General features: G+C 65.4%; 11 protein-coding genes. 8 read left to right on the top strand and 3 right to left on the bottom strand.

Translation table 11 applies throughout. The features are described from left to right. The first annotated feature begins 256 nt into the window (after positions 1-256). Positions 257-1,261, top strand: coding sequence for a GTP 3',8-cyclase MoaA (gene moaA, locus CAF92_RS12505; protein ID WP_085601011.1), 1,005 nt, complete (start codon positions 257-259; stop codon positions 1,259-1,261). A gap of 20 nt (positions 1,262-1,281) precedes the next feature. Beyond that, entirely contained in the window at positions 1,282-2,181 is a 900-nt protein-coding gene (locus CAF92_RS12500; protein ID WP_085601010.1) for a bestrophin family protein, read from the top strand. A 130-nt stretch (positions 2,182-2,311) separates the two neighbouring features. Here the strand turns inward: CAF92_RS12500 and moaB are convergent, their stop codons facing one another. Then, complete coding sequence (moaB, locus tag CAF92_RS12495) at positions 2,312-2,851, bottom strand: molybdenum cofactor biosynthesis protein B (protein WP_085601009.1); 540 nt, start codon at positions 2,849-2,851, stop codon at positions 2,312-2,314. Between the two features lie 140 nt (positions 2,852-2,991). Between moaB and CAF92_RS12490 the strand changes: the two genes are divergently transcribed. Further along, positions 2,992-3,879, top strand: coding sequence for a LysR family transcriptional regulator (locus tag CAF92_RS12490; protein ID WP_085601008.1), 888 nt, complete (start codon positions 2,992-2,994; stop codon positions 3,877-3,879). Here CAF92_RS12490 and CAF92_RS12485 read toward each other — a convergent pair. After that, complete coding sequence (locus tag CAF92_RS12485) at positions 3,867-4,649, bottom strand: AraC family transcriptional regulator (protein ID WP_085601007.1); 783 nt, start codon at positions 4,647-4,649, stop codon at positions 3,867-3,869. The genes CAF92_RS12490 and CAF92_RS12485 overlap by 13 nt on opposite strands. Before the next feature lie 378 nt (positions 4,650-5,027). Between CAF92_RS12485 and CAF92_RS12475 the strand changes: the two genes are divergently transcribed. The 5 genes from CAF92_RS12475 (at position 5,028) to CAF92_RS12455 (ending at position 11,572) form a co-directional block, all read left to right on the top strand. Continuing rightward, complete coding sequence (locus CAF92_RS12475; RefSeq protein ID WP_013973778.1) at positions 5,028-6,644, top strand: APC family permease; 1,617 nt, start codon at positions 5,028-5,030, stop codon at positions 6,642-6,644. A 23-nt stretch (positions 6,645-6,667) separates the two neighbouring features. Beyond that, on the top strand, positions 6,668-7,594 hold the full coding sequence (locus CAF92_RS12470) for a 4-hydroxyproline epimerase (protein WP_085601006.1): 927 nt from the start codon (positions 6,668-6,670) through the stop codon (positions 7,592-7,594). Between the two features lie 45 nt (positions 7,595-7,639). Next, entirely contained in the window at positions 7,640-8,587 is a 948-nt protein-coding gene (locus CAF92_RS12465) for a dihydrodipicolinate synthase family protein (RefSeq protein ID WP_085601005.1), read from the top strand. Between the two features lie 157 nt (positions 8,588-8,744). Then, entirely contained in the window at positions 8,745-10,322 is a 1,578-nt protein-coding gene (locus CAF92_RS12460; protein WP_085601004.1) for an aldehyde dehydrogenase (NADP(+)), read from the top strand. Positions 10,323-10,324: 2 nt separating this feature from the next. Continuing rightward, positions 10,325-11,572, top strand: a complete 1,248-nt coding sequence (locus CAF92_RS12455; protein WP_085601003.1) for an FAD-binding oxidoreductase — start codon at positions 10,325-10,327, stop codon at positions 11,570-11,572. Between the two features lie 126 nt (positions 11,573-11,698). Here CAF92_RS12455 and xenA read toward each other — a convergent pair whose 3' ends face one another. After that, positions 11,699-12,790: a xenobiotic reductase XenA gene (gene xenA, locus CAF92_RS12450; RefSeq protein ID WP_085601002.1), complete on the bottom strand. Its 1,092-nt coding sequence runs from the start codon at positions 12,788-12,790 to the stop codon at positions 11,699-11,701. Between the last annotated feature and the right edge of the window lie 19 nt (positions 12,791-12,809).

The raw sequence follows: 12,809 nt of genomic DNA, 5'->3' as shown, positions 1-12,809 counted from the left end.
GTGATAGGCGGTTTCGATCAAGGGTCGGAACCGCGTCACGGCCTTCGCGGGTGAACCCGCTCCCACAGGTTTCGAGCCCTGCGCTTTACCTGTGGGAGCGGGTTTACCCGCGAATTGGGCGCCGCGATCAACACATTGAAATACGTGGCCTGCAGCCATGATAGAGGCCATCGATCAAACGGTCGGACAAAGCAATTTGACGCCCCGGCGCCCAGGTTATAGCTTGAATCGAGTCCCAACCCATTCGAGCGCGAACGTGGAACAGAACAGCCGGGCCCTGATCGACGGCTTCAACCGGAAAATCGACTACCTGCGGATGTCGGTCACCGACCGCTGCGACTTCCGTTGTGTGTACTGCATGGCCGAAGACATGCAGTTCCTGCCGCGCCAGCAAATTCTCAGCCTCGAGGAGCTGTTCCAGGTGGCCGAGCGCTTCGTCGCCCTTGGCACCCGCAAGATCCGCCTGACCGGCGGCGAGCCGCTGGTGCGCCAGGGCATCGTCGACCTGTGCGGGCGCATCGCTGCCCTGCCCGGCCTGCGCGAGTTGTGCCTGACCAGCAACGGCTCGCAACTCGGGCGCCTGGCCCAGCCGCTGTTCGACGCCGGTGTCACGCGCCTGAACATCAGCCTCGACAGCCTGGACGCCGAGCGCTTCAGGCAACTGACCCGCACCGGCGACCTGCACCAGGTGATCGCCGGCATCGACGCCGCCCGCCAGGCCGGCTTCAAGCGCACCAAGCTCAACTGCGTGGTCCTCAAGGGCCGCAACGATCATGAACTGGTCGACCTGGTGCGCTTTGCAATCGACCGCGAGCTGGACATCACCTTCATCGAAGAAATGCCCTTGGGCGTGATCAGCGAACATGAGCGCGGCGAGTCGTTCTGCTCCAGCGATGAAGTACGTGCGCTGCTGGCCGAGCAGTACACTCTGGTCGAATCGACCGAGTCGTCCCAGGGCCCGGCCCGCTACTGGCGCCTGGCCGAAGCCGCCAACACTCGGGTCGGCTTCATTTCGCCACACAGCCACAACTTCTGCGCCACCTGCAACCGCGTGCGCCTCACTGTCGAAGGCCGCCTGCTGCTGTGCCTGGGCAATGAACACTCGGTGGACCTGAAGCAGGTGCTGCGCGCCCACCCCGGCAACCCCGAACGCCTGGAAATGGCCATTCGTGACTCGCTGCACCTCAAGCCCTACCGCCATCATTTCGAAGTCGGTGGCGATGTGCAGATCCTGCGTTTCATGAACATGACCGGCGGCTAGCCAGCCGTCTCTGGATTGACATGATCGTCCACCCCACCCCCGATGTGCTGCGTGTGCTGTTCACCCTCAAGGGTTCGATCGTCAAACGCATTGCCCTGCGCTGCCTGACAATCACCCTGCTGGCCGCGCTGATCGTGTTGGTCGAGCGGCATTTCCCGGCGTTCTTCTACCCGGTCAGCGCCACCCCGTTCACCTTGCTGGGCCTGTCGCTGTCTATTTTCATGAGCTTTCGCAACAACGCCTGCTATGACCGCTGGTGGGAGGGGCGCAAGGCCTGGGGCAAGCTGATCATCGAAACCCGCTCGTTCGTGCGCGAAAGCCTGGTGATTACCGACGAAACCCTTCGTGCCGAACTGTTGCGCAGCCTGTGCGGCTTTGCCCATGCACTGAATGCACGGCTGCGCAACGAGGACGAACTGGCCGCCGCCCGGTCCTGGCTGGCACGGCCCGATGCGATCAGCGCGCACAACGTGTGCGACGCCATCCTGCGCGAAATGGGCGGGCACTGCTCGAGGTTGGCCGAACAGCAGCAGATCAGTGACTGGCGCTACAGCCTGCTTGAGCAGCGGCTGGTGGGCCTGACCGAAGTGCAGGCCACCTGCGAGCGGATCAAGGGCACGCCGTTGCCGTTCCCCTACACGCTGTTGCTGCACCGCACCATCTACATCTTCTGCCTGCTGCTGCCGTTTGCCCTAGCCGAGCCGCTGGGCTGGCTGGCGCCGCTGTTCACCACCATCGTGGGGTACACGTTCTTCGGGCTGGATGCGATTGGCAACGAACTGGAAGACCCGTTCGGGCGCGATGAGAACGACCTGCCGACCGATGCCATGGTGCGGACCGTGGAGCGTGATGTGCTGGCGGGGTTGGGGGAACAACAGCTACCGCCGGCGTTGTTGCCGGTGGACCATGTATTGAGCTGACTGAATGCAGTGGCCTGTACCGGCCCTTTCCCGGGTAAACCCGCTCCCACAGGTATCGCGCAGGGTTCGAAACCTGTGGGGGGCCTGTGGGAGCGGGTTTACCCGCGAAAGGGCCGGTACAGGAGAAAACTCAGCCCCGGCTTGCACAGGCCTCGATCGGTTTCAGGTGCTTGACGAAGTTGCATGGCCGGTGCCGCGCATCCAGTTGCTCCGCCAGGATACCCTCCCACGCCGTACGGCAGGCCCCGGTGGAGCCCGGCAGGCAGCACACCAACGTGCGGTTGGACAACCCGGCCAGCGCCCGGCTCTGCACGGTCGAGGTGCCGATATCGAGAATCGACAGGGCCCGGAACAGTTCGCCAAAGCCATCGATGCGCTTGTCCAGCAGGCACTCGACCGCTTCCGGCGTGCTGTCACGCCCGGTAAAACCGGTACCGCCGGTGATCAGCACCACATGCACCTGCTCGTCGGCAATCCAGGTGGCGACCTGGGCGCGGATCTTGTACAGGTCGTCCTTGAGCAACGCCCGCGCCACCAGGCGGTGGCCGATCTCCACCGAGCGACTGGCCAGCAGCTCACCGGAGGTGTCGTTGTCGTAGGTACGGGTGTCGCTGACAGTCAGCACGGCGATGTTGAGCGGTACGAAGACCGCGTCGGATTGGACGCGCACGGTGGGGCTCCTCGAGTGGCATTGCCGCCACGCTAGAGGCATGGCCCGGGGGCGTCCAATCGATATGGCGTACCGACTGATCAATGACATCTATCGCAGACGTGGGGTAAGGTCTGCATAACCCGCTACCAGGCACTTCCATGGACATCAAGCAGCTCAAATTCCTCATCGCACTCGACCAGACCCGCCACTTCGGCCAGGCGGCGGCGCTGTGCCATATCACCCAGCCGACGCTGTCCATGCGCCTGCGCAACCTGGAGGACGAGCTGGACCTGGTGCTGGTCAAGCGCGGCCAACGCTTCGAAGGCTTCACCGAGGCCGGCGAGCGCATCCTGGCCTGGGCCCGTACGCTGCTCGCCGCCCACGACGGCCTGCAGGCCGAGGCCGCCAGCTGCCGTGGCCAAGTGGTAGGCAGCCTGCGCCTGGGCACGGTGCCGCTGGCCAGTTTCAACCCCATGCACCTGCTGCTGCCGTTGCGTGAAAAATACCCCGAACTGCACTTCCAGATCAGCTCGCTCAGCTCGGAACAGGTCATCGACGGGCTCAGCCGCAACCAGCTCGACCTGGGCATCTGCTACCTGGACCAGGTCAACACCAGCTTCTTCGAAGTGATCGAACTGGGCACCACCACCATGGGCCTGCTGCACGATACCCGGCACTTCCAGTTCGCCAGCGACACCCTGCGCTGGGACGAGCTGGGCGACATTCCGCTGGGCCTGCTGAGCAAGGGCATGCACTACCGCCAATCGCTGGACCTGAGTTTCCGCAGCCGTGGCCTGGAGCCGAATGCGGTACTGGAAAGCGACTCGAGCTTCCAGCTGATCCAGGCCATCAACACCGGTATGTGCTGCGCAGTCATGCCGCTGGGCTGCGGCCTGGAAGACCTGAGCGAACACCTGCGCATCCTGCCGGTGGCCGACGCCGCCATCCACAGCCCGGTCGGCCTGCTGCTGCGCCGCAGCGAACCGCGTTCGGCAATTGCCGAGCAGTGCTTCGATGAGGCGCGGGCGCTGTTTCAGGCCGACTGATCGCTGGTGGCCTGGCGGTACTGGCGCGGCGTGAAGCCGGTCAGTTGCTTGAACTGGCGGCTGAAGGCGCTGTGGTCGGTATAGCCGCAGCGCATCGCCACATCAGTGATCGGCATTTCCGAGTGCAGCAAGCGGTGGGCGTGCTCCAGGCGCGCCTTGTGGATCATCTGCCGTGGTGTGAGGTGGAACACCCGCTTGCAGTAGCGCTCCAGCTGGGCCACGGAAATGCCGGCGATACGGGTCAGCTCGCCCATGCTGATCGGCTGGTGGAAATGTTGGCGGATATGCTCGTCCACCGCCGCCAGGCGCTGGTAGGCAGGGTGGGTATCGGCCGCTGACTGCAAATCGACCGAGATGCCGACCAGGCCGATGATCTCGCCGGCCTGGTTGTACAGCGGGCGCTTGTGGGTCAGGCACCAGCCAGGCTCGCGGCTGCCATACAGGTGCAGCTCCAGCTGGTCTTCCAGCACCAGGCCCTCCTTGAGAACACGACGGTCCTGCTCGGTGTAGCCGGGGCCCAGCTGTGCCGGGAACACTTCGGCGCTGGTCTTGCCCAGCAGCGGCTGCAGGCGCTTGAGGCCACAACGCTGGACCAGGGTGTTGTTGGCCAGCACATAGCGGGCGGCCGGGTCCTTGATGAAGATCGCGGCGTTGGGGATGGCGTCGAGGATCGGCAGCAGCAGGGACACACCGGCCAGCAGGGCCTCTAGGTTGGCGGGGCGGTGCTGGTCAAGGGACTGGGACAGGGTTGCCAGGGGGGTGTCGGTCATCTGCTCTATCTCGGTTTGCTGTGCCGGCCCTTTCGCGGGCACGCCCGCTCCCACAGGTCCCCCACAAATTTCGAATCCTGTGCTGTACCTGTGGGAGCGGGCGCGCCCGCGAAGAGGCCAACGATACCCACATACCTCTATAGCCCTTGCTCGGTATGGCTTACAGCCTATTCCACACCCCGGCACCTAGTCACTGCTTTTTTGAAACTGTGCCGATTTCGTCATCGACCCTGCAGAAAACCATCAAGAACCGGCGCCCCGATCGGTCCACTCTATGCCCCACGCAAGCCGCCCCAAGTCCTACAAGAGCGCGGCCCAAAAAGCCGCATCTCGTGACATCAGACCTGCCTATCCAATAACCAACAAAAAGGCGAACCCATGTCAGGCAAATTCAAAAAACAGTTGTCATTGCTGGACCTCACCTTCATCGGCCTAGGCGCCATCTTCGGCTCCGGCTGGCTGTTCGCCGCCAGCCATGTCTCGGCCATCGCCGGCCCGGCCGGCATCCTGTCCTGGTTCCTTGGCGGCTTCGCCGTGCTGTTGCTGGGCATCGTCTATTGCGAACTGGGCGCCGCCCTGCCGCGTGCCGGGGGCGTGGTGCGCTACCCGGTGTACTCCCACGGCCCGCTGCTGGGCTACTTGATGGGCTTCATTACCCTGATCGCCTTTTCCAGCCTGATCGCCATCGAAGTGGTCGCTTCGCGCCAATACGCCGCTGCCTGGTTCCCCGGGCTGACCAAGGCCGGCTCCAGCGACCCGACCGTACTCGGCTGGCTGGTGCAGTTCGCCCTGCTGGGGCTGTTCTTCTTCCTCAACTACCGCAGCGTGAAAACCTTCGCCAAGGCCAACAACCTGGTCAGCGTGTTCAAGTTCATCGTGCCGCTGCTGGTGATCGGCGTGCTGTTCACTTTCTTCAAGCCGGAAAACTTCGAGGTCCAGGGCTTTGCCCCTTTCGGTCTGTCCGGCGTTGAAATGGCGGTATCGGCCGGTGGCATCATCTTCGCCTACCTGGGCCTGACGCCGATCATTTCGGTGGCCAGCGAAGTGAAGAACCCGCAGCGCACCATCCCCATCGCGCTGATCCTCTCGGTACTGCTGTCCACCGCGATCTACGCCCTGCTGCAACTGGCCTTCCTCGGCAGTGTGCCGACCGAAATGCTGAGCAACGGCTGGGCCGCCGTGACCAAGGAACTGGCCCTGCCCTATCGTGATATCGCCCTGGCCCTGGGTGTGGGCTGGCTGGCCTACCTGGTGGTGGCCGACGCGGTGATCTCGCCCAGCGGCTGCGGCAACATCTACATGAACGCCACCCCGCGCGTGGTCTATGGCTGGGCGCAGACCGGCACCTTCTTCAAGTACTTCACCCGCATCGACGCCGAGTCCGGCATCCCGCGCCCGGCGCTGTGGCTGACCTTTGGCCTGTCGGTGTTCTGGACCCTGCCGTTCCCGTCCTGGGAAGCGCTGATCAACGTGGTTTCCGCCGCTTTGGTACTGAGCTACGCCGTGGCCCCGGTGACCGTCGCCGCACTGCGCCGCAACGCCCCCGACATGCCGCGCCCGTTCCGGGTCAAGGGCATGGGCGTGCTCGGCCCGCTTTCGTTCATCATCGCCGCGCTGATCGTGTACTGGTCTGGCTGGAAGACCGTTTCGTGGCTGCTGGCCCTGCAGATCGTGATGTTCGTGCTGTACCTGCTGTGCGGCCGCTTCGTGCCGACCCAGCACCTGTCGCTGGCCCAGCAAGTGCGCTCGTCGGCATGGCTGATCGGCTTCTACGCGGTGACCATCCTGCTGTCGTGGCTGGGCAGCTTCGGCGGCCTGGGGGTGCTGGGCCACCCGTTCGACACCGTGGTCGTGGCCGCTTGTGCGCTGGGCATCTACTACTGGGGTGCTGCCACCGGCGTGCCTGCCCACCTGGTGCGCCTGGAAGGTGAGGATGAAAGCGAAGCCTCCTCCGAAAGCTACCCAGGCCAGCGCCCTGCCGCCGTCGCCTCCTGACCCACTCTCGAATGGATATGCCCATGAAACACGTTCACGTCATCGACTCGCACACCGGCGGGGAACCCACCCGCCTGGTGATGAAAGGCTTCCCGCAACTGCGTGGCCGCAGCATGGCCGAGCAGCGCGACGAGCTGCGCGAGCTGCACGACCAGTGGCGCCGCGCCTGCCTGCTGGAACCACGTGGCAACGATGTACTGGTCGGTGCGCTGTACTGCCCACCGGTATCGGCCGACGCCACCTGCGGGGTGATCTTCTTCAACAACGCTGGCTACCTGAACATGTGCGGCCACGGCACCATCGGCCTGGTCGCCTCGCTGCAGCATCTTGGCCTGATCGCACCGGGCGAGCACAAGATCGACACCCCGGTCGGCCAGGTGACCGCCACCCTGCATGAAGATGGCGCCATAACCGTTGGCAACGTGCCGTCCTACCGCTACCGCCAGCAGGTGCAGGTGGAGGTGCCCGGCCATGGCCTGGTGCGTGGCGACATCGCCTGGGGCGGCAACTGGTTTTTCCTCGTCTCCGAACACGGCCAGCGCATCGAACTGGCCAACCGCGAGGCGCTGACCGAATACACCTGGGCGATGCTCAAGGCCCTCGAAGCCCAGGGCATCACAGGTGAAAACGGTGCCCCCATCGACCACGTCGAACTGTTTGCCGACGATGCCAACGCCGACAGCCGCAACTTCGTGATGTGCCCCGGCAAGGCCTACGACCGCTCGCCCTGCGGCACGGGCACCAGCGCCAAGCTGGCCTGCCTGGCCGCCGACGGCAAGCTCGACGAAGGCCAGACCTGGGTACAGGCCAGTATCACCGGCAGCCAGTTCCAGGGCCGCTACGAGCGCGACGGCGACCGCATTCGCCCTTTCATCACCGGCCGCGCCTACATGACCGCCGACAGCACCTTGCTGATCGACGAACAGGACCCATTCGCCTGGGGCATCTGACCCCGGCTTTTTCCAGAAAATCGAATATCGCGAGGAGTGACAACAATGACCAACAACATCTTCACCGGCACCATGCCCGCCCTGATGACCCCCTGCACCGCCGAGCGCAAACCGGACTTCGACGCCCTGGTGCGCAAGGGCCGCGAGCTGATCGAGGCAGGCATGAGTGCCGTGGTGTACTGCGGTTCGATGGGCGACTGGCCGCTGCTGACCGAAGCCGAGCGCCAGGAAGGCGTGGCGCGCCTGGTGGCCGCCGGCATCCCGACCATCGTCGGTACCGGCGCGGTGAACACCCGTGAGGCGGTATCCCACGCCGCCCACGCGGCCAAGGTCGGTGCCGCCGGCCTGATGGTCATCCCCCGCGTACTAAGCCGCGGTGCCTCGCTGATTGCTCAGAAGCACCACTTCTCGGCCATCCTGGCAGCCGCGCCGAAGCTGCCGGCGGTGATCTACAACAGCCCATACTACGGCTTCGCCACCCGCGCCGACCTGTTCTTCGAACTGCGCAGCGAGTTCCCCAACCTGATCGGCTTCAAGGAGTTCGGCGGGGGCGCCGACCTGCGCTACGCCGCCGAGCACATCACCTCCAAGGATGACGACGTGACCCTGATGGTCGGCGTCGACACCCAGGTGGTGCATGGCTTCGTCAACTGCAACGCCACCGGCGCCATTACCGGCATCGGTAACGCCCTGCCGCGTGAGGTGCTGCACCTGGTGAGCCTGAGCAAGCAGGCGGCCAAGGGTGATGCCAAGGCCCGCCGCCTGGCGCGTGAACTGGAAGCGGCGCTGGCGGTGCTGTCGTCGTTCGATGAAGGCTGTGACCTGGTGCTCTACTACAAGCACCTGATGGTGCTGAACGGTGACAGCGAATACAGCCTGCACTTCAACGAGACCGACGTGCTGACCGACGCCCAGCGCAACTATGCCGAGCAGCAGTACGCGCTGTTCCGCACCTGGTACGCCAGCTGGTCGGCTGAGCAGAACATCGCCTGATCGCCTGATTCACGCTCGAGCCGCAGCCCCTGTGGGAGCGGGTTCACCCGCGAACACCGGCGAAGCCGGTGCCAGGCACCGAGTCGCCTGCTTCGCGGGTAAACCCGCTCCCACAAGAGCTGCGGTCTCCCTTGTTACTGATTCCAAAGGAGGCTCCATGACCCTCACAGGCAACCTGCTGATCGGCCAGACGCCGATAACCGGCAGCCGCGAAGCCATCCGTGCCATCGACCCAGCCACCGGCCAGGCGCTGGAACCGGCCTACCTCGGCGGCACCAGCGAACATGTGGCCCAGGCATGCACCTTGGCCTGGGCGGCGTTCGATGCCTACCGCGAAACCTCGCTCGAGCAACGGGCACAATTCCTCGAAACCATCGCCACGCAGATCGAAGCGCTGGGCGATGCCCTGATCGACCGCGCCGTGGCTGAAAGTGGCCTGCCCAAGGCGCGCATCCAGGGCGAACGTGGCCGCACCTGCACCCAGCTGCGCACCTTCGCCCGCGTGGTACGGGCCGGCGAATGGCTGGACGTGCGGGTCGACAATGCCCTGCCCGAGCGCCAGCCCCTGCCGCGTGCCGACCTGCGCCAGCGCCAGGTGGCCCTGGGGCCGGTGGCGGTATTCGGTGCCAGCAATTTCCCGTTGGCCTTCTCGGTGGCCGGTGGCGACACCGCCTCGGCCCTGGCCGCCGGTTGCCCGGTGGTGGTCAAGGCCCACGGCGCTCACCCGGGCACCAGCGAGCTGGTCGGCCAGGCAGTGGCAAAGGCCGTGAAGCAGTGCGGCCTGCCGGCCGGTGTGTTTTCGTTATTGTACGGCTCTGGTCGTGAAGTGGGCATTGCACTGGTCAGCGACCCGCGCATCAAGGCTGTTGGCTTTACCGGCTCGCGCAGTGGTGGCATTGCGCTCTGCCAGGCGGCCCAAGCCCGCCCCGAGCCGATCCCGGTGTACGCCGAAATGAGCTCGATCAACCCGGTATTTTTGTTCGACACCGCCCTGCAGACCCGCGCCGAGGCACTGGCACAAGGCTTCGTCGCCTCGCTGACCCAGGGTGCCGGCCAGTTCTGCACCAACCCCGGCCTGGTGATTGCCCGCCAGGGGCCGGCGTTGCAGCGTTTCATCGCCGCCGCCAGCGAACACGTGCGCCAGGCTGCGGCGCAGACCATGCTCACCCCGGGCATCTTCAGTGCCTACCAGGCCGGTGTCGGCGCCCTCGCCGCAAACGCCAATGCCCAGGCCGCCGCCAGTGGCCAGGCCGGGCAAGGCCCCAACCAGTGCCAGGCGCAACTGTTCGTGACCCAGGCCGAAGCGTTCCTCGCCGACCCGGCGTTGCAGGCCGAAGTCTTCGGCGCGGCGTCGCTGGTGGTGGCCTGCGCCAACGATGAGCAAGTTTGCCAGGTGGCCGAGCACCTGGAAGGCCAACTGACCGCCACCCTGCAACTGGACGACGCCGACATCGACAGCGCCCGAGCGCTGCTGCCGACCCTTGAACGCAAGGCTGGCCGCATCCTGGTCAATGGCTGGCCGACCGGTGTAGAGGTATGCGACGCGATGGTCCATGGCGGGCCGTTCCCGGCCACCTCCGATGCCCGCAGCACCTCGGTGGGCACGGCGGCGATCCTGCGCTTCCTGCGCCCGGTGTGCTACCAGGACTTCCCCGATGCCCTGCTGCCGCAGGCGCTGAAGCACGGCAACCCGCTGCAACTGCGGCGCCTGCTCGACGGTAAACGGGAAGGCTGAGCATGGTCGAAACCGCTGAAACCGATATCGCCGTGGTCGGCGCCGGCATTGTCGGCGTCGCCTGTGCCCTGCAACTGGCCCGCCAAGGCCGCCGGGTAACCCTGGTCGACCGCCAGGCACCCGGCCAGGGCGCGTCCTACGGCAACGCCGGGCACCTGGCCACCGAGCAGGTATTTCCGATTGCAGACCTGTCGATTCTCAAACGCCTGCCGCGCATGCTGCTGGACCCGATGGGCCCGCTGCGCCTGGACTGGAAGTACCTGCCCAAGGCCATGCCATGGTTCACCCGCTTGCTGCTCAACCTGCGCCCGGGCCCGTTTCAGCGCAGCGTCGCCGGCATCCGCACGTTGAACGAAGGCAGCCTGGGTGCCTGGCAGCGGCTGCTGGGTTCGATCGGGCGCAGCGAGCTGTTCCAGGAAGATGGCTCGTTGCTGGTTTTCGAGCGCCCGGAGTCGCGCCAGGCCCTGGAGGCCTTGCGCACACGCATGCTGCAGCAGGCGGTGCCGGTGGACTTCTGGTCAGCCGACACCGTGCGCGAAGCGGCGCCGCAACTGAGCCCGTCGTTGCTGGGTGGGCTGTTCTTCCCGCGTACCGGGCACTTCATCGACCCGTACCGGGTGGTGTGCGAACTGTTCGAAGCAGCCAAGGCCAGTGGCGTGCGCTTTGTTCAGGCGCAGGTCGATGGCGGACGTCTGCACGGCGGCGGGGTCAGCCTGGCCAGCGACCAGGGCTCGCTCGATGCCCGCCAGGTACTGATCAGTTGTGGCGCGCATTCTGCGCGGTTGACCGCCGCGCTGACCGGCAAGCAGGTGCCACTGGACACCGAGCGCGGCTACCACTTGATGTTGCCTGGCGAGCATCAGCGTTTGCCCTTTGCAGTCACATCGCTGGAGCGCAAGTTCATCATGACGCCCATGGCCGAGGGCTTGCGCCTGGCCGGCACGGTGGAATTCGCCGGGCTGGACGCGCCGCCGAGCATGCAACGGGCGTGGCAGTTGCACAGGTTGAGCAAGGGGTTGTTCCAGCGGGACTTGAGTGTGGAGGGAGCAACGCCGTGGATGGGCTTGCGGCCTTCGTTGCCGGATTCGTTGCCGGTGATCGACCGGGTGTGTGATGGGCGAGTGCTGTTGGCATTCGGGCATCAGCACCTGGGGTTGACCCAGGCAGCAGTGACGGCGGAATGGGTGGGACGGTTGGCTGAGATGGCCGGTGGACCGGAGATGGCGGCTTACCGGTTGGATCGGTTTTAGCCTGTGCTGGCCTCTTCGCGGGTGAACCCGCTCCCACAGGGATCGCACAGGCCTTGAGGGCAGTGGAGATCCTGTGGGAGCGGGTTTACCCGCGAATGGGCTGTGCACAGCAGCCCCCTTCTGAACTCAGCGATAACGCTCGAGCCAGTGCGCATACGGTGCAGGCAAGGTCCAGGAGGCTTTCTCCACACCCAACTCCTTGGCCGCAAAGTAAGCCCAGTGCGGGTCGGCCAGGTGCGCACGCCCTACCGATACCAGGTCCAGCTGGTTGGCCTGCAGCGCTGCTTCCGCCAGTTGCGGCGTACCAAACCCCCACGCAGAGGTAACCGGCAGCTTCGCCTCACGGCGCACGCGCTCGGCAATCGGCCCCATGAACGCCGGGCCCCACGGGATCTTGGTATCGGGAATGGTGAAGCCGACACTCACGCTCAGCAGGTCGAGGCCACCAGCCTTGAAGCGGCGCGCCAGTTCGATCGACTCTTCCAGGGTCTGCTCATCGCGACCGTCGTATTCCAGCACACCAAAACGCGCGGTCAGTGGCAGGTTCTCTGGCCATACCTCACGCACCGCTGCCAAAGTTTCCAGCAGGAAGCGGCTGCGGTTGTCGAAGCTGCCACCGTAGGCATCGGTACGCTTGTTGGAGTGTTCGGAGAAGAAGCTCTGGCCCAGGTAACCATGGGCAAAGTGCAGCTCGATCCATTCGAAACCGGCATCGCGCGCACGGCGGGCGGCATCGACGAAGTCCTGCTTGACCCGGGCGATGTCGTCCAGAGTCATCTCGCGCGGCACTTTTGGCAGATGCGCGCCAAAGGCGATGGCGGACGGGGCGATGGTTTCCCAACCACGGGCGTCGTCGGCAGCAATGTGGTCGTCACCTTCCCACGGGCGGTTGGCGCTGGCCTTGCGCCCGGCGTGGGCAATCTGGATACCCGGCACGGAACCGGCGGCCTTGATTGCCTGCACCACCGGCACGAAAGCCTGGGCGTGGGCATCGCTCCAGATACCGGCGCAACCGGGGGTGATGCGCCCTTCCGGTGCCACGGCAGTGGCCTCGACCACCAGCAGGCCGGCTCCGCCACGGGCCAGGCCGGCCAGATGCACGTGATGCCAGTCGTTGATCATGCCGTCCTCGGCCATGTACTGGCACATCGGAGGAATGGCAATGCGGTTGCGCAGGGTGACGTCCTTGAGGGTATAGGGTTCGAACAAGGCGGACATGGGCAAGCTCCAGAGCTGT

Source organism: Pseudomonas sp. B10(2017) (assembly GCF_002113295.1).
In the GTDB taxonomy this organism is placed as follows: domain Bacteria; phylum Pseudomonadota; class Gammaproteobacteria; order Pseudomonadales; family Pseudomonadaceae; genus Aquipseudomonas; species Aquipseudomonas pudica.
This window is presented reverse-complemented; position numbering and strand designations above follow the sequence as displayed.